Below are 17,177 nucleotides of genomic sequence, written 5' to 3' on the forward strand. Positions count from 1 at the left end.
CCTCAGGAGCAAGTACAGCCACAGCCTCAGGAGCAAGTACAGCCACAGCCTCAGGAGCAAGTACAGCCACAGCCCCAGGAGCAAGTTCAGCCACAGCCCCAGGAGCAAGTACAGCCACAACCTCAGGAGCAAGTACAGCCACAACCCCAGGAGCAAGTACAGCCACAACCCCAGGAGCAAATACAGCCACAGCCCCAGGAGCAAGTACAGCCACAGCCCCAGGAGCAAATACAGCCACAAGCTCAGGAGCAAATACAGCCACAACCTCAAGTTCCAGTACAACCTCAGGTTCTGGAACAGCCTCAAGTTCCGGTACAACCTCAAGTTCCGGTGCAACCTCAATCACCATGACAACCACACTAGAAAAAGCAAGCGTAGCAGCTGTCTTCAGGGGTTACTCCAATACACTTACTACTAATCTAGGCACACGCTATGCATGCACATTTGAATACAAATGTATTGACAGGGGTATTGATAAAAATACTCCATATTTAAGCTGGATTAATAAATTAAATCCATTATATGTTCGCTATTAGTTCAGTAATATAATCATGAGGTTATGGTGGGAACTGAAGTTAAATTCAATTTTGGAAAGAATGATTTTCCTGGAAAAAGTACAATCAAATTTTTATTAGTTTAATCATAGGGTTATAGAAAGTGTCAATTAGCACTCCATTTTAGCAACTATGATTTTTCCTCTCTTGTATATGCTCAGTCTCAACTATCCAAAAACCACATTGTGTTTTCTTAATACTCACTTAATCTATATATTGTACTATATGACCTCTTTAATTATTTCAAAGGGTATTTAATGTTATCAAAGGTATCCAAAATGTCATATGAGGGTCGATTTTTTGTACCAACGGTCGAACTAAAAGAAAGGATAAAATCAAAACAGGAAGTGAGCCCAGAAGATTTTACGATAATAGCTTACTCAAGCTCTGGTGACGATGAACACTCTATAGATTTATTAGAACAGACTACGGCTGCTTTTCCCAAAGAAATGATTAGAAATTTGGTATGTTTGTATTCTGGACGACTTGTTGAACATGAGATTCTTGCTCAATTACAAGCAACAATAAAATTGGATAAGCATGTTGATGATGAGATGGATACATTCGGACATGCTTTTACTATGGTACAAAAAAAATTAGAAGGGGAGTTGCTTGATGAAATGGTGTCTAAAGTAAGTTTAATGCATGCCAGCACCAAGATAGATGTTATCGAATTTTTCAATGACTTCGTTAATGGTAAAATAAAAGAGGCGTATCCTTTTTCCTCTGAGGAGTTAGGTACTCTAAGAGCATTTCATGCGTCAGTTTCAGGAAAAGAGCCTTGGAGCAGTAATAAAGAATTGCTTAAGGCAGTATGTGTTCAGCGAAGTATGGCATTGATTTATACGCAGAGGGCACGAGCAATAATTGAACCTGTGGTGGAGAAATCTATTAATGACCTTTGCAAGCAAAATGCTTTGGAGGGATTAGAGTATGTTGGAAAAGAGCGCTCTGTAGCCGTATTTACTACTGGAGGAGTTGCATCCGGAAAAGGGAGTTGCCTTAAACTCATTTCAAAAGTTATTGGACAATATGAACCTGAACCTCTTGCATGGAATCAACTTGTTCACCACAATGCGGATAGACTTAAGCCCTTTCTGCAAAAACCAGAATTAGATCCCCTCAAATACTCTCAATTTACGTACGAAGAAGCCTTGTTGGTTAAAGAAAGGGTAATGCAAATTATTGTCAAAAAAAGCAATGTATTGGGGGGAGAAAGATACCCTGGTTTTCTTCATGACCAAACCAAATTAAAACCGGATGAGCTTCGCGAGGCGAATCAGCGTTATGGTGAAGTAGATATTGTTGCGATTTCTACGGATGTAGCTGCTGCTATCGAACGAGCATATGGTCGTGGGAAAACAACACAACGATATGAGCATACGGAAGGTTTACTAGGATCCCATCAAGCAGTTCCTGGAGAAATGATGAAATCGTTAAATCAAAAGGAATTAATAGGTTCTAATGTATCTGTAGTGATGTTTGATAATAATAGTCCTACAAGAGAATTGACTATGTTTGCTTCAGTTGATATGCGAACGAAAACGATTATTATTTATAATGAGGAAATGATGCAAAATTGGATTAAGAAAGAAAATATTAATCCTAAAGCAAAATCAGGGGAATCTTTATATTTAGATAAGCCAGTTCGCTCAATTGTCGAATATTTTGGTCCGTTGATTGAGAACGGTTTCGAACTTGAGTATCCAGAGGCAGAGGAGACCCTGATATTTAAAGTATAATTAAATTAACCCTATTTGATATTGTTAATAGATCATGATTTAATGTTCATAATTTATTCACAAGGAGCTAACATGATGTCGAAAAAAGATAATGGTGCAAAAGGTCCTGGCGATGCTTCAAAAAAATGGTCTTTTTTGGAAAGGTCCAAACGAGTTTTGGATGAAGAAAAAAGCTTAAGCAACTCAGTAGAAAAAGAAACAGCTAAGGATAAAAAGGAACCTATCAGCAATTCAGATAATACAGTTGAAGCAGAGCCAAATATAGATGAGCTTTTTAGACATAAATAGTTTGGATAAAAGGCTATTCAAAAAAGTGATGCATCAGGCTGTTGGAACGAGGGAATTAAATAGCTCCCTCGTGTAAAAATTTTTCTGATACTCCTATACAACAGGATCAGATCCTTCCACTTACGAAAAGAGGCTGTACCCCCAAAAAAGTAGAGCCTCATTGGGGCTTTAAAAAATGGCCCAACGTGCTTTTCCTATCTCAAGTGCCCTTGAGATTAATCTCTTTTGCTTACAAATTAAAAACATAAGCTTGTTTGTTTTACTCGATGGATCTGTGTTGTACGAAATCGATCAAACTTATCGTTAAGGGTATATAATTATTATGTGGCTCTTAACAATGTTGATGTACTATACACTCGAGTTCATATATGAATAGCAATGAATTAAAGTCATTTTTAATGGTTTATGAATATCGCTCTTTTTCACTTGCAGCAAAGCGATTGAGTGTTACCCAATCGGCAATAAGCAAACGAATCAATAACTTGGAAAATGAATTCAAAGTCAAGTTATTTGAAGTGAGAGGGGGCTTGATTTTTCCTACCATGGAAGGGCGGTTACTTATACCGCATGCTCGATTACTTTTACATACCATGTATAACGCCGTTGATAATTTAAAAAATCCGGAGCTTACAGAAATACCTGTTTTTCTCGGTACTTCAACTTTCCCATTACAATTTTTGCAATCATTTATCGATTATTTGACTGCAAATCAAATTAATTTCCCCCATTTTCATATTAAACAGATGGCAAAGCAAGATCTTATTCCTGCGCTACAAAATGGATTGATTGATCTGGCTTTAACTACCGAAGATCTGGTGATTGACAGTGCTATTATCTCGAATCACCTTGATGAAGAGGATTTAATCATTGTTGTATCACCTAAACATGAATTAGCCAATGAAAAATATGTTGATTTAGCAAAACTTGCTCAATATTCATGCATCTTGACTGAGCGCGGGTTTTCTATTCGTGATAATTTAGAACGTATTTTTTTCAAGCACGAATTGCCCCTTCTAGTGGGGCATGAGTTATTTTCTTTAGATTCGATACAGAAATTAGTAAAAACAGGTTTGGGTTGGAGCGCATTGCCAAAGCAATATTGCGGTCATGAGTTAATAAATTTAGAAATAAAAGATTTCTCTGAAACAATAAAATTGTGTTCGTATTGTCATAAAAATCGAGCTAACTCTAGAATAATACAGTATATAGGGCAATTGCTAAAAGAATCATGTCAATTATATTCAGAATCAAGAAAATAGGCTTCGGGGATGTAGCAACTGCCTTGAAATAAACGTTCAAGACAGTTGCTAAGCTTGCTAAATTCAAGCCGCTTTTTCTTTCTGTGCGACGAGTTTTATAAGCTCTTGGGCTGCAACAGTTGAAGATGCGGGATTTTGTCCTGTGATGAGTAGGCCATCAACGATGACAAAGCTCTGCCAGTCGGGAGCTTTTTCGTAGCGTCCTCCTAGTCGTTTCAGCTCGTCCTCTACAAGGAATGGCACCACGTGAGTTAGATGCATTTTCTCTTCTTCACTGTTGGAAAAACCAGTTAGACGTTTACCCTTTACAATAGAGGCGCCTTTGTAGGTTACCCGGTGAAGAACCCCAGGTGCATGGCATACTAAGGCAATCGGCTTTCCGGAGTTGTAAAAAGACTCTATTAAGTTTATTGAAATAGGGCTTTCGGCCAGATCCCACAGAGGCCCATGACCACCGACATAAAATATTGTGTCGAAGTCTTCTGCATTCATGTCGGCAAGCTTGGCTGTCTGGGAAAGCGCCTTTTTCGCCAGGTCGTCCTTCTTGAACCGCTCCATCGCGTGAGTCTGATTTTCTGGTAAATCACTCTTGGGATCGACCGGAGGTTGTCCCCCATTCAGCGAAGCCAATACCACTTGAACGCCTGCGTCGACAAAAACATAATAGGGTGCAGCGAGCTCTTCAAGCCAAAAACCTGTTTTTTGCCCAGTATTTCCGAGTTGGTCGTGGGAAGTTAACACCATCAATATTTTCATTTCCGTTCTCCTTCCGTATTTAACGAACATGAACAGTAGTACTCCTAATTATGAATGTTTCGATAATATGACTGTATTGGCACATTAGCTGGAACACTCATGTTCAGTCAATTGAGCTATTTTCTTATAAAATATCTTATATATTTTAGTTCAAGTTGTTCCGATTTACTAATGAGTCTACCCAAACCCATCGCATTATCAAATCCTGTTGAAGGTAACTTAAGCTCAGTAAAAAAGTGTAGGTTTGATGAATCATAACGTAATCAAGGCTACGTTTGCTTTCCCTAAATGGAAAAAAGCCCTGACCCCTTATATGTGTTAAGACCATTGTGAATTCATAAGAAATTAAAGTGAGCAATCAATGATTTCAGCAAATTTTTCTTCGGGCATACTTTTGTGGTCAATCTCTCTTTTTAAATTTTTTCCAAATAATCCATGTTGTCCTAAATTGAATTGCTCATGTTGACCACACTCATCTATAGCCATTTTAGCTTTATCATAAAAGTTTAAATTCTCTTGGTCTGTATTAGCTAAAATTGCTTTTACTTTTTTATTATTTTTAAATGAATCGACGTGTAAGCGATTATTATCTAGAACTGTTGAATATATTCCGGCTAATTCAGGGCGTGAATCTATAATCCTACGTAATCGATTGTTTTTATCTAGTTTCTGAACATGTTCTGTGGGGAAATTAAATACAATGCTGTCAGTGTAGGCAGAGTGAAAATAACAATTCTTTAAGCGTTCTCTTGCTTTATCTGATAAATTAAGATTATTAGCTAATTCATTACGAATACTTGGTAACCACAATCCTGAAGTCAAGATCATAATATGGTTGTTATTTGTACAAGCATATTCAATTAAATTTGCAATTTGATCTGGATTAATAATCTGAAAGTAAAGATATCCAAGCCTACCATATGGGTCAACTGCTAAACTTTTGTAACGTATCGCAGATAAACTATGTGCTGCATTAATCAAATTTAGGCGACCAGGAGATACAATTACAGTCTCATCTAAATCAAGAACAAGCAAAGGCATTTCTATATCCTTTTAGTGAACAGACCCTAACCAAATCCGAGTTATTTTTATAATCTAAAAAAATAAATTAGTCAAAAATGATTCATAAATAAGTATGTGGAAATAATCTGTACATTATTGAGAGGATGCTGTATTGCGTTGGTTAAAGGAAAAATAATCATAATCGTAGTTGAAGCAAAACTTCCTGATCCCCCAATTAAATATCGAGCCAATGGCAGTCAATGGGTAGGGCTCGATTGATTCGTTTAACTTTTCCCTCTGCTGGTTTGCTTGAGCAGGAACTTACTCCCGCTGCAAGCAAATAGGGTGCTTTTTATTCTTAGACACACTTATCTATGATTTAGTATGACTGACGCCATCTTCACAAGTACACGTTCCACTTTTTGTGGTTATATCAATGATGCAAGACTTCATCCCCTGATGTGCTTGACAAAAACGACCACAATTTCCTTGTTGAGTAGCATTGCACATTTTCGTTTCATCCGCTGCGGCTAAAAATGGACTAAAATACAAGGCGAAACCAAACAAGGCAATTACCGGTTTAATAAACATGTTTTCCTCCTGGATAAATATTAGTCACCATTATTATAGCAAGCGTATCAATCTTTGCTTGCTTCATTCAAAGAAATTTTGAGCAATAAAAGATTCTATTGCGCTCAGACAGAGGCATGTTAACAACACACATAAATATGATTGCATAACAATTCCTTGTGAACTCCAGTTGTTTAAATCTATTGAATAAGACAGCGCTCCGGCTTATCGTCCTGCAATGACAATGTGACAAAACCACAGGATACCTGCTCATGTTGAGTGTGTTTCTCTGTATCTTGACTGGATTTCGTTTGCGACTCCTGAAGTTGTGAGCGCACTTTGGGCATGGTTTCTTTAATACGTTCTAGCGAAAGCTCATCGTCAGGGTCAACGAATAATCCAGCCCTTACATGACTAAAACAAGGATTAATCCCATGCTCAGCCCTTAGTTTATTCTCATTGATATTACCGCGATCAATTGTCCATAGCTCTTCTGCGCTTTTTGAGAACAATCGTTCTATATACATTGTGTCACTATCCAAAAAAGCCATTTTACGTCTATCTTTGCCTCTAAAAAAATGCAGCGTATGTGTAAATTCATGTCCAATGGAGATAAAGGCAGGTTTGAAAGCTAAACTTGTTTCTTTGCCAAACGTTAATGCTTGTAATGTAAAGCGTGGGTTTTCCCAAAAGTTACGAGGATATAAAAGCTGCATTTGCTTCCATATCGTTCTGGGATAATTAAAAAATTTTAATGCTGGCTTTGCAGTAACATCAGTCATTGCGGCGGATTCCCCAATACCTGAGTTTGCCGCAGGAGTAACAGATAACATAGGGGGATTTTTTTCTTCAACTGAAATGCGACAACCCTGCTGATCTGCAAGTTGATTTAATTTGATGATCAATCTCTGTCCGGTTGGTTGAGATAATAGTTGACGCACAAAGACCGCAATATGTTCTTTCTCTTTGCTTTTTTTATCAAATACCAAGAAATTATCCATAAAGTAATTATATTGCTCGCGCAAATATTCTGCGGGATGTGATTGTTTATCTTTTGGGATTAATTCCATGTTGAACGCATGAAAATATAAAAGTGGGTTTTGTAAATGTACGTTATGTAGTGCATTGAGTTTTTGATTCAGCTGACTGACTTCTTCAAATAAATCTGCAAAAACAATACCTGCTTTTACGTCTTGGTTACTATCAAATAATGCTAAAGTTTGATCAATACGCCGGTAGATAAGATGCTCTAAATTATCAGCTTGCTGAATAATATCGTTACTCTGTAACCCGGTCATGTCAGCAAGAAAAGCATCAACCTTTGCCACTAATTTTTTGTTTTCTAACCGTTCTATATGTAAATATTTCGCATACATCGCACATTCCAAGGGCATTATTGTTTCAGTATATAACACAATGAGGCGGCGTTTACCAATAAATAAGCAAGTGTTGTCCGCATTAGCGCTGTGCAATACGAGAAATAGAGTTTTCCTTAAAACAATAGATCGATGTTATTGGTTACAATTCCCGGATTTACGACTTCGTCTAATCCGGGCTACACTGGCTGTTGGAGCGAAAAATTCAAATGTGTTCCTTGTGTGAGAATCTAAAGTTACTCAATTAGTAGAAAATAAACTCTTCTTAATGTTTTATTGATGATCAGCTTGATATGGTTTGTTTCATTCTGGCTCGATTGTGTTTTAAATACAATCGTTCATGCAGCGCGGCAAGTCTTCTCCTTAGGTAAGCTGGAGGACTGGTACATCATACTTAGTTTTAATCAATAAACGGGTTTGTCGCTGAGGCAAGTAATAAGATAAAGCATATGCTTTTTCAAGACTTGGATTCGGCGATGTGAACCTATTCATTTCTCAAAAAATCTTACTACGAACATAAATATTCACATTTATTTACATTAGCAAAACAAATAATTTATCTGAGGTATATTATGGCAGAAGAAAAGTATGAAGAGTACGAATATGACGATTTTCAAGAGGATGAGTTGAACATTGATGAAATTAATGAGCTTTTTCTTAAGAAGTGTACCAGTAATGTATCAACGAATCGCAGAAGGAAACTTAACTCGAGAACAGATTACTAAAACAACAGATTGCGAAGAAGCGGTTTTCACTGCTATGGCATATAACTTCTTCTCTCCAGAAAACCCAATCAAAGAGGAAGAGCTTTGCGCTTGCTCTGAAAGTTCCAAAAGATTAGTCCCCTAAACTCTATACGAAAATTACCTCGCGAGCGGATATTTTATTAACCGTGTGTGTCTGTTTTTATCTTCAAAATCAATTAGAGCCTCTGCCCAATCCTTTTGGGCCTAAAGTGTTACCTATGTCTCCGGTATAATTTGTAACCGATGTCTTCGGAATAGACCGATTTTAAATGGCGCGCGCCCGGAGGCTTAGCTCAGATAAATAAGACCTTTTCTCCTTCTCAAAATGTTAATTCCTACTTTGCACCTTCAGAAGAAAATAGTGTATCCAAAGACTCTAATACATCTACATTAACTTTTTAACTGTTAATGGATTTCTCAGCGGAAAATCATAGAATAGGGATATTCTATTGATTTTTATTAACATTTCTTATCAATACTCTGTAAACGAATTCCGTTCTCTTCAATATCAATCAAACCCAGTTTATAAAGTTGCCCCAATGCACTTTTAAAATTTTTTTTGCTCTCAGCAAATATCTGCTGAATTTCTTCGGGTGAACTTTTGTCATGTAATGCTAAAAATCCGCCGGATTGTTGGAGCTTAGATAAAATACGTTCCGATAATTCATTAATGCTTTTTTGCCCAATGAGTCTTAAAGTAACATCTATTTTGCCATCTTCACGTACCTTCTTAATGTATCCCTTTATTTTTTTGCCATAAATTAGTGGTTGAAAAATATCAGCTGTATGGATTAATCCCCAGTGACTGTTGTTGATAATTACTTTTCGTCCTAAAGGCGTGCTATCAGCAATAAGTAGATTAACTTCCTCACCTTGTTTAAAATTAGCTGTTGTCTTATCCAAAAAATAGTCGATTTTTGAACTTGCAATAATGCGTCCCTGATTATCTTGTTTTAAATAGACAAGATAAGATTTACCCTTTTCCATAGGACGAAGTTGCTCTGGTTTGGGCACCAATAAATCTTTGTCTAATCCCCAATCAAGAAAAGCCCCTATAGGATTCACATCAACCACTTTTAAAAAAGCACAGCTTCCTAATTTGGCATGAGGACGCACTGTAGTTGCAATAATTTTATCGTCGGAATCAAAATAAACAAATACATCCAACACATCCCCCACCAAAGTGCCTTTAGGCACCGATTTATTGGGTAATAAAATTTCCCCCCATTCTCCTCCTTGAAGATACACTCCGAAAGGAACTTCGCGTACCATTTTTAATTTATTAAATTGCCCAACTTTAATCATGACAAAACTCGCTTTTCTTACATGAATCAAGCTTAACATAGAAAAAATAATGTGTTTATTAATTTTAATTAACAGGTTGAGTGATTTACGCGCAGTGCATTACCAATTTAAGTGAAAAAGGCTATTTGTTAGTTAGAGCATAGAATTAAATTTAAATGGTCTCAAGATTCAGAGGAAGGGAGTCTGACCCCATTGATCGTCTATCACCCCGTTCATCTTAAATTTTTATTTCCGAAGAAATTTAATTCAAATTGACCTATTATTAATCACAAATCTATACTTATAAGAAGTATTTAGAGCTTTAAGAGGTTCACTGTGAACAAACTTAAGCTACTTAACTTTCTTACGCCACCTAAGGAACTACCAAAGGAGTTAGAATATTATTTTGTTCGATTTAATCATTTCATAGAGTCAGTCAATCAAGATATAATAAAATTAAATAACTTAATAACCGAATATAATAAAGCGTTACCTGCTGAAAAAATGGAAATTTTAGTAGAAATCTATCATTATCAAAAAGAAATAACTGATAAATATCCTGCAAGTTTTAACTTAAATTGTCCTCAGTATTATCAAGCATTCCAAATTGATCTTTTTAAAGAAATGAAGTACGAATTTTCCTTATTTGGTAATCACTCAATGAGTAAAGCAGCAGTAAACGATTTTGATCGAAATAAAAATAAAAGCCGAGCAAGCAATGATCAAGACATTAACCTACGTTTGGAAACATTTTTGCACGCTATTGCCGAAACAGATAATCCTCAGAAAATAGATGCAGATTTATCTTACTTAAAACAAAGAATAAGAAGCGCTATTCTTGAAGAAGCAGATCCAGGAAAGAAAAAAATTTTAAGAGAAATAGTTACAGCGATCAACTCAAAACTTGCACAGTTACCTAAGCCTATAGCGAATGAAAAAGATGGATTTCTTGAATGGATTGCCAATATGGAAGCGGAAAAAGTGACTAAATTAGTTACGATTTTACTCACTAAAAAAGATTTATCGTTGACTGATCGAAATAGTCTTTGTTCAATTGAAGAAAGAGGAAAATATGATCATTATCAGATTACTTTTTTAGGAGGAACTCGTTCCCGAAATTTTGAAGTTAAAGGGGAAAATGGGACTTTTGTATTAAAGGTAGATAATCGTTGGGATGCACCCAAAGCAATGGAAGCAAGACTATCTTCACATGCATTAATCGATACGATAACACCCTTGTTAGTTGATAGAGTAGCTGTGGTTGAACAGCCTGCTATAGCAAATTTACCCGTCTCTAGTAGTGGTTTGGTCATCACTGAATACTGTCCGGGTGGAGATATTTTATCCTACAGAGAAAAGCAAGGTTTGAATGCAAATCCGGATGATCTTCTGAAATCCACCATACAGATATTTAAGCAAATGACAGAAATTTTAATTCAGCTAAGAGATAATAATGTAGCTTTTCCTGATCTAAAAAATATTAATTGGCTTATTGATGAGAATGGCAAGCTTAAAATAGCAGATACCAAGTCTTTTCTTCCAGCACATGATGGAACATTTAATCCCGCAAGTGCAGAACGCTATTGGTATCGATTACTACACACTCCTCATGTAAGCCCTCCTGAAATAACAGGTACAGAGCCCTGGGATGCAGATGCTGCCCATGCTTATATATTAGGAAAAAATCTGTATCAATTCTTAACCGATTGTGGGGAGGAATATTTGCTAGAGACAGACTTTTTTTATCACCAACCTGTATTTAGTACTAAAGAAGGGGCAATGTTAAGGAAGCTAATTGAAAACTTAACTCATCCTGATCCCCAAAAAAGAACTTCTTTAGAAAATGCATTAATACTCTTCAATTTTATTAGTGAGGAATTAAATCTGCCTCCTTCAGAAAGCAGCCCTAGTATAACCCATCCAAATGTTGATGGTTTGAAACAGGAATGCATTGCTTTAGTCGATCAAATTGGTCAGCAGGGGGTAGGTAATGATAGCCAAATGGCTGCATTTATTAGTTTACGTAAATTATGTATTGAAATGATTTCGACTGAAACAGGTTTAAAAGCTCTTAAACAGGAATTAGAACACTTAAGAGATGTCTCTCAGACAGGAAAGGAAATAACGCAAGAAATCGAAAGTACAATCGCAGAATTGCGAAAAGGTGCAAAAGAACTCTTTTCTATTGGAAAAGGAACTAAAGCAGATAAAATTGAAGCGGCTTTAAAAAATGTTCCTGTAGAGAGAAGACATCTTGTTATGGATAGCCATCATGGCGATAAAGATCTCCAAAGTGCCTTAGCATCAAAGCGACATTTTGGAAAAATACAGGAAGTATTTTATAGTGACGATAAAGTGGCAAATACGTTTTTCAAAACCAAAGAAAAAATAGAAAAAATCAAGCAAATTAATGAGAATCCTGAGTCTCAACCAGATCCAAAAAATAAGGGGTCTGGCTGATGAATAAACGAATCTATTTGAAGGAAACAAAAATGTTTAACAGTTTTAAAACACTCTATGCTGATTTAAAATTAACGCCTCACTATGAGAAAGAAGCAGCACTTACTCGCCTTGAAAATTGGTGCACTTCTTATATATCCCAAGATATATCTTATACAGGTTCTGAAGAGGAAAGATATAGAAGCTATTTATCCCTAACACAAAACTTTCTAGATGATTTTCTTGCAATAGTCACGAAAGAGGCACAAACACGTTTTGATGGGATGAATGCGATTCAATATGCAGCTTTTAAAGGTTATGACCACTTTTTGAGTCAATTTGTTCCAACACATCCGGAACTTTTGAATGAGGAAAATAAATTGGGAATGACTGCGTTGCATTTTGCTGCTTTAAAAGGTCATATCCATTCAGTTAAAGTATTATTAAATGCAAATATTCTACCCAATAAAGTCAATAAAGATAGGGAGTTTCCTATTCATAGTGCATTATTTTTAGCTAATAAAATGGACCAAGAATTAAAAAAAAGGAAAATAGAATTATTCAATATATTAAAAAATGCAGCCCCCTTTACGATGAATGCGGTAACTCTCAATGGAGAGACTGTTGCCCATTTAATGGCTAAAAATGGGTTTACCAACTTATTGGAAGATTTAGCCAAAGAACATAGTATTTTATTGTTCACTAAAAATAATCATGGTAAATATCCTATTCACTTGGCTATTTTGAATCAACAATTGCAGACTGTAGAAAGGCTTATAACAATTCCAGGGATAGAAGAATTACGCGATGCAGAAAAGCGTTGTGCGCTACATTATGCAGCTGCCTTTGGCAATGTTGAGATGATTAAAGCTTGTGTTATAACAAAAAATTATCTTAATGCACGAGATGCCTATCAAAAAACTCCTTTAATACGCGCTGCTGAATCAGGCAATCTTGAGGCAGTACAATTTTTAGTTGAATTAGGAGCAGAGGTTGGAGTTGTCGATTTGGAAGGATTCACCATACTTGATTATGCGTTACAGAATCAGAATACAAAACTGAAAGAATGGATTCAGCAAAATACTTCTTTAAAAAATCCTACCATGAGAACAATTAATACCCCTTGGTTCAGCTCTCTTCGGTAATGCGCATTTTGTCGAACCTCAAACGGTTCGAACACTTCCGGGCCAATGACATTGGATGTCTTGGCAGCTATTTCGGAGTGATTTTTGCTTTTTTGATTTTTATTGAAATGGCGCGCCCGGAAGGATTCGAACCTCCGACCCCCTGGTTCGTAGCCTTCTGCTTAGTAATAAAAATATTTAATAAACAAGGCGAATCTAATTCCAATCTTATCTCCTTCTCTAAAAAAGTAAATGTCTAGAACCCCTTCTTGAGTAGGTTGGGGAGGGGCTGTGCTTTGAATATTTTGTTCGTTTTTAGAAGTTGTCATGTTTAAGTTCTTATTGTTATGTTTAAAAATATGCGCAATTTGCCATGGTGTTACTCATGGAGCAAGCGATAATATCATTGTATGCAAATGTATAGGGGAGAGCCTAAAAGACGAGCTAACTATTTGATATTTAAAGGTGTCTTATTGAGAACCAGATAGCAAAATATTTCCCGGATAATTCGTTTCATCTAACAGATTTACCGCATCAAGTGTTTGATACTCTTTTGTATCAAAAACTTGAGTTACCAAAAGTTCCATCAAGGCTGGCTAGCTACAATGATATTGATTTAAGCTGTTGCGAGATAGTCTGTTCCAAACTGTTCAAGATAATCTTTATAATTTCCCAGGTAATTTTGAGCCCCATATCGCTCGGTTAAGACCAGGACCCGGGTTGAGATGCTGTCGATAAAATGGCGATTGTGACTTACGAATAACACAGCTCCGGGAAAAGCTTGAATAGACTCTATTAAGGCGTCAATTGATTCAAGATCGAGGTGATTGGTTGGCTCATCAAGAATAAGAACGTTGTTTTTTTCTAAAATCAATTTGGCCATAACTAATCTTGCCGATTCGCCACCACTTAACAGCCCAATCTTCTTATCAACGTCTGAGCCGCGAAATAAAACCTGACCTAGTATTTTCCTGATCTCCTGAGATGTGGCGACAACCTGCTCTTCCATCCACTTCAATACAGTTTGAGTCGGATCCAACTGCACTCTATAGTCCTGCGAAAAATATCCAACTTTAACGGTATCGCTCCATTCAAAACAACCTTGATCTGGTTGAAGTTCACGCAATAAAATTTTTAATAAGGTCGATTTACCGATGCCATTAGGGCCAATAATCGCGCATTTGTCGCCGCGATTAACATGAAACGCGACCTCTTTTAATAAAATTCTTTCATTAAATTGTTTATGAATATTATCAACTTTAATAACGGATTTACCGGACGGCTTTTGTTGTTGAAAATTAAAATACGGTTTAAAAATATTAGAATCTTTTATCTCAACCAATTCGATGCGATCAATCATTTTTTGACGAGAAGCTGCTTGAGTAGCTTTACTTGCCTTTGCTCCAAATCGATCGACGAAGGATTGCATTTCATCAATTTTCTTTTGTTGATTTTTTAATTCACTTTTTTTCAGGATAAGTCTTTCTTCTTTAGTGGCAACAAATTGATCATAATCACCATGGTAATTTTGAATGGTATCGTAATCAATATCTAAAATATTGGTTGACACGTTGTTGAGGAAACCACGGTCATGCGAAATGAAAATGAGTAACCCTGTAAAAGAGGTCTTTAAGAATGACTCAAGCCATGCTATCGATAAAATATCCAAGTGGTTAGTCGGCTCGTCGAGGAACATGATATCCGGATTTTGATACAAAACTTGCGCCAGTAAAACGCGCAGCTTATAACCGCCAGATAAGGCGCTTAGTGGGCCATTATGGAATTTTTCTGCGATGCCTAAACCAAGTAATAAATTTTTGGCAGTGGATTCCGCCGCATAGCCTCCTTGTTGCATGATAAGCTCTTCAAGCTCACTTACACGATAGCCGTCTTCTTCGCTAAAGTGCTCACTAGCATAGATTTTATTCTTTTCGGTGAGCGCATCCCATAAGATCGCATTTCCTTGAATCACCACATCCAGAAGCGAATCGTCTTCGTATCGAAAGTGATCTTGCTTCAATATTCCCACATTCAGACTCTTGGCCTTTTCAACACTGCCACTGGTCGAGGATTCTTCACCCGCCAAAATTTTTAAAAACGTGGATTTTCCTGTCCCATTTGCCCCAACTATGCCATAGCGCTTAGTCGGCAATAAAATCAAATCAACATTCTGAAATAGGGATTTTTTTCCAAAATCCATCCCAATGCTTCTTACTTCTAACATGTGAACAACCTCAATCTAGGCATTTACTTTACTACATGATTTCAACTTGTTTGGCATATTCGCCCCGCTTACCCTCGGCCAAGGTATAACGAACGCGTTGCCCTTCGATTAATTCTTTGTAACCTTCGGTCCGAACTTCAGAAAAATGAACAAACACCTCTTTATCTTCTGCATCGGGTGTAATGAAACCATAACCCTTAATTTTATTAAAACGCTTTACTGTACCTGTTTGCATTATTTGATTCCTTGCTCCGAAATGTTATGGCACCCGTCGAACACTTACTTTCCGACCTTTCCCATTTTTTAAATATTTATGAGCTTTATCGCCCTGGCTTTACCCCATTGCGACATAAGAATAAGGTGTAAAATGAAAGCCGTTCCAGGTTTCTAGAACAACATGCCATGAAAATTGTTCACTTATATACAGCAAAAGGGTAATAAAATGAAGACTATTTTAACATTAATAGGCATTACTTTAAACAATTCATTTAAATTAAATACACTTTCAGGCCTTTATCTCTCTCTCTCTCTCTCTCTCTCTCTATTTGAAAAATAGGTGCTTTAAACTCTGAGATTTTAACAATCAAGTTAGGTTTTTTAATAGTGTGAGGATCTGGTCGAGGCCCAGTTTATACATCGTTGCAATATTATTATCAGGAATTTTACTGGTGTCACCGTAATAATCAATCGCTTTTTCAATACTGCTTTCTCTTAAAATATGCAGCATAGGATAGGGACTACGATTGGTATAATTGGATACATCTGTTGCCAAAACATCAGCAAAGCAATAATCAGGATGAAATGTCGCTAGTTGATAAATGCCTTCATAACCGCTCACTGTTAACAGCTCTTCGGCTAAAAAGACAAAGTCTAAATAATTATCAAAATCCGAAAATGAAGAGGGAAAGAGTAATAAAACTGTTTCTATTTCAATGTCTTTGTCCATGCGCACCATTGTAGACATCATCGTTTCAAGGGCTTGTTCTAAATTTTTCGGTCGAACAATATCGATAACAAGTGTTTCTTGATTAACGGTATATTCAGCAAACGGGCAGATATTATATTGAATAATAAAGGAGCGTATCCACGCTATAGTTTGTTTTTTTATCTGGTCGTCTGTTAACTTGGACATGTAAAATACCGTTGGTTGCAAGAGAAGCATATAGTACCGGATTGAGTTTAATTAGACAGCTTTTTATCACAGAAGGTGTACCAGGGGCTTTTGAGGGAATAACAAGTTGAATTGCAAATAAATCTTGTAATTAATGTCTACGTTGACAATGGACTGCAAGTCCTTACGGATTTCACTACTTTCCTACGATTAAACATACCAAATACTGCTGAGATAAATTGGAATCGATTATCTTATAATAATTTTGTTGCTTCTAAGTCGCTCAACTTAAATTTATCCTCTAATTAATTTATTAGTAGATTTTTGCTTTTTTGATTATTATTTGGAAATGGCGCGTCCGGAATGCTGGATATTGTTAATGATTAGAATAGAGAATTAAATTTAAATAATCCCAAGATTCAAGGGAAGGATAGATTCGTCACTCACTTTGTTCGCTCCTCACCGCTTCGCGGCGCGCTGAAGCGCGTCCAAAATGCTGCGCCGCGCTTTGCGCTCTTCGCTGCGCATTTTGTCGAACCTCTTCGGTTCGAACACTTCCGGGCCAATGACATTGGATGCCCTGGCTGCTATTTCGGAGCGATTCTTATTTTGATTTTTAGGCTCTACCCCAAAAAAGGGGGCACTTTAATCAAGTTAGTCTAGACTAACTAATTGATTTCGCGATCAAATTGGAGATTAAAG

At 36.7% G+C, this 17,177-nt stretch carries 15 protein-coding genes; 6 read left to right on the forward strand and 9 right to left on the reverse strand.

What is annotated here, in order from left to right:
* The coding region (locus Lani_RS03900; RefSeq protein WP_202972314.1) for a hypothetical protein at window positions 1-349 on the reverse strand (349 nt) is incomplete at its 3' end.
* Window positions 350-832: 483 nt separating this feature from the next.
* Here Lani_RS03900 and Lani_RS03905 point away from each other — a divergent pair.
* The 3 genes from Lani_RS03905 to Lani_RS03915 all read left to right on the forward strand — a co-directional run bounded on the left by Lani_RS03905 (window position 833) and on the right by Lani_RS03915 (window position 3,843).
* Entirely contained in the window at window positions 833-2,296 is a 1,464-nt protein-coding gene (locus tag Lani_RS03905; protein WP_058388406.1) for a DEAD/DEAH box helicase family protein, read from the forward strand.
* 72 nt (window positions 2,297-2,368) lie between these two features.
* The gene (locus Lani_RS03910) at window positions 2,369-2,584 is read left to right on the forward strand and encodes a hypothetical protein (RefSeq protein ID WP_127908235.1); all 216 of its coding nucleotides are present in this window, start codon (window positions 2,369-2,371) and stop codon (window positions 2,582-2,584) included.
* A 368-nt stretch (window positions 2,585-2,952) separates the two neighbouring features.
* Window positions 2,953-3,843 carry a LysR family transcriptional regulator gene (locus Lani_RS03915; RefSeq protein WP_019232470.1) on the forward strand — a complete coding sequence of 297 codons (891 nt, stop codon included), beginning with the start codon at window positions 2,953-2,955 and terminating at the stop codon, window positions 3,841-3,843.
* Window positions 3,844-3,906: 63 nt separating this feature from the next.
* Here the strand turns inward: Lani_RS03915 and Lani_RS03920 are convergent, their stop codons facing one another.
* From Lani_RS03920 to Lani_RS03935, 4 genes are all read right to left on the reverse strand, one after another.
* Window positions 3,907-4,599: a type 1 glutamine amidotransferase domain-containing protein gene (locus Lani_RS03920; protein ID WP_019232469.1), complete on the reverse strand. Its 693-nt coding sequence runs from the start codon at window positions 4,597-4,599 to the stop codon at window positions 3,907-3,909.
* Between the two features lie 345 nt (window positions 4,600-4,944).
* Complete coding sequence (locus Lani_RS03925) at window positions 4,945-5,640, reverse strand: hypothetical protein (protein ID WP_019232468.1); 696 nt, start codon at window positions 5,638-5,640, stop codon at window positions 4,945-4,947.
* A 333-nt stretch (window positions 5,641-5,973) separates the two neighbouring features.
* The gene (locus Lani_RS03930; protein WP_019232467.1) at window positions 5,974-6,192 is read right to left on the reverse strand and encodes a hypothetical protein; all 219 of its coding nucleotides are present in this window, start codon (window positions 6,190-6,192) and stop codon (window positions 5,974-5,976) included.
* Window positions 6,193-6,371: 179 nt separating this feature from the next.
* Entirely contained in the window at window positions 6,372-7,547 is a 1,176-nt protein-coding gene (locus Lani_RS03935) for a hypothetical protein (protein WP_019232466.1), read from the reverse strand.
* 675 nt (window positions 7,548-8,222) lie between these two features.
* Here Lani_RS03935 and Lani_RS03940 point away from each other — a divergent pair.
* Window positions 8,223-8,396, forward strand: coding sequence for a hypothetical protein (locus Lani_RS03940; RefSeq protein WP_019232465.1), 174 nt, complete (start codon window positions 8,223-8,225; stop codon window positions 8,394-8,396).
* A 356-nt stretch (window positions 8,397-8,752) separates the two neighbouring features.
* Here Lani_RS03940 and Lani_RS03945 read toward each other — a convergent pair whose 3' ends face one another.
* Window positions 8,753-9,598 carry a CvfB family protein gene (locus tag Lani_RS03945; RefSeq protein WP_019232464.1) on the reverse strand — a complete coding sequence of 282 codons (846 nt, stop codon included), beginning with the start codon at window positions 9,596-9,598 and terminating at the stop codon, window positions 8,753-8,755.
* Window positions 9,599-9,913: 315 nt separating this feature from the next.
* On the opposite strand from Lani_RS03945, the gene Lani_RS03950 reads away from it, so the two are divergent.
* Together Lani_RS03950 and Lani_RS03955 are read left to right on the forward strand one after the other, a co-directional pair.
* Window positions 9,914-12,037, forward strand: a complete 2,124-nt coding sequence (locus Lani_RS03950; protein ID WP_019232463.1) for a protein kinase family protein — start codon at window positions 9,914-9,916, stop codon at window positions 12,035-12,037.
* Window positions 12,037-13,161, forward strand: a complete 1,125-nt coding sequence (locus Lani_RS03955) for an ankyrin repeat domain-containing protein (RefSeq protein ID WP_019232462.1) — start codon at window positions 12,037-12,039, stop codon at window positions 13,159-13,161. The genes Lani_RS03950 and Lani_RS03955 overlap by 1 nt, the downstream gene beginning before the upstream one ends.
* Before the next feature lie 595 nt (window positions 13,162-13,756).
* On the opposite strand, the gene Lani_RS03960 is transcribed toward Lani_RS03955, so the two are convergent.
* From Lani_RS03960 to Lani_RS03970, 3 genes are all read right to left on the reverse strand, one after another.
* Complete coding sequence (locus Lani_RS03960) at window positions 13,757-15,364, reverse strand: ABC-F family ATP-binding cassette domain-containing protein (protein WP_019232459.1); 1,608 nt, start codon at window positions 15,362-15,364, stop codon at window positions 13,757-13,759.
* A gap of 31 nt (window positions 15,365-15,395) precedes the next feature.
* Entirely contained in the window at window positions 15,396-15,599 is a 204-nt protein-coding gene (locus Lani_RS03965) for a cold-shock protein (protein WP_019232458.1), read from the reverse strand.
* Between the two features lie 348 nt (window positions 15,600-15,947).
* Window positions 15,948-16,496, reverse strand: a complete 549-nt coding sequence (locus Lani_RS03970) for a DUF1415 domain-containing protein (protein ID WP_019232457.1) — start codon at window positions 16,494-16,496, stop codon at window positions 15,948-15,950.
* Window positions 16,497-17,177: the final 681 nt, after the last annotated feature.

Origin of the sequence: Legionella anisa (genome assembly GCF_001467525.1) — a bacterium.
Lineage (GTDB): Bacteria > Pseudomonadota > Gammaproteobacteria > Legionellales > Legionellaceae > Legionella > Legionella anisa.

What these genes read in the sequence shown, in the direction of transcription:
- Lani_RS03905 (WP_058388406.1), top strand. Translation starts at nt 833, where the DNA reads ATGTCATATGAGGGTCGATTTTTTGTACCAACGGTCGAACTAAAAGAA.
- Lani_RS03910 (WP_127908235.1), top strand. Translation starts at nt 2,369, where the DNA reads ATGATGTCGAAAAAAGATAATGGTGCAAAAGGTCCTGGCGATGCTTCA.
- Lani_RS03915 (WP_019232470.1), top strand. Translation starts at nt 2,953, where the DNA reads ATGAATAGCAATGAATTAAAGTCATTTTTAATGGTTTATGAATATCGC.
- Lani_RS03920 (WP_019232469.1), bottom strand. Translation starts at nt 4,599, where the DNA reads ATGAAAATATTGATGGTGTTAACTTCCCACGACCAACTCGGAAATACT.
- Lani_RS03925 (WP_019232468.1), bottom strand. Translation starts at nt 5,640, where the DNA reads ATGCCTTTGCTTGTTCTTGATTTAGATGAGACTGTAATTGTATCTCCT.
- Lani_RS03930 (WP_019232467.1), bottom strand. Translation starts at nt 6,192, where the DNA reads ATGTTTATTAAACCGGTAATTGCCTTGTTTGGTTTCGCCTTGTATTTT.
- Lani_RS03935 (WP_019232466.1), bottom strand. Translation starts at nt 7,547, where the DNA reads ATGTATGCGAAATATTTACATATAGAACGGTTAGAAAACAAAAAATTA.
- Lani_RS03940 (WP_019232465.1), top strand. Translation starts at nt 8,223, where the DNA reads ATGTATCAACGAATCGCAGAAGGAAACTTAACTCGAGAACAGATTACT.
- Lani_RS03945 (WP_019232464.1), bottom strand. Translation starts at nt 9,598, where the DNA reads ATGATTAAAGTTGGGCAATTTAATAAATTAAAAATGGTACGCGAAGTT.
- Lani_RS03955 (WP_019232462.1), top strand. Translation starts at nt 12,037, where the DNA reads ATGAATAAACGAATCTATTTGAAGGAAACAAAAATGTTTAACAGTTTT.
- Lani_RS03960 (WP_019232459.1), bottom strand. Translation starts at nt 15,364, where the DNA reads ATGTTAGAAGTAAGAAGCATTGGGATGGATTTTGGAAAAAAATCCCTA.
- Lani_RS03965 (WP_019232458.1), bottom strand. Translation starts at nt 15,599, where the DNA reads ATGCAAACAGGTACAGTAAAGCGTTTTAATAAAATTAAGGGTTATGGT.
- Lani_RS03970 (WP_019232457.1), bottom strand. Translation starts at nt 16,496, where the DNA reads ATGTCCAAGTTAACAGACGACCAGATAAAAAAACAAACTATAGCGTGG.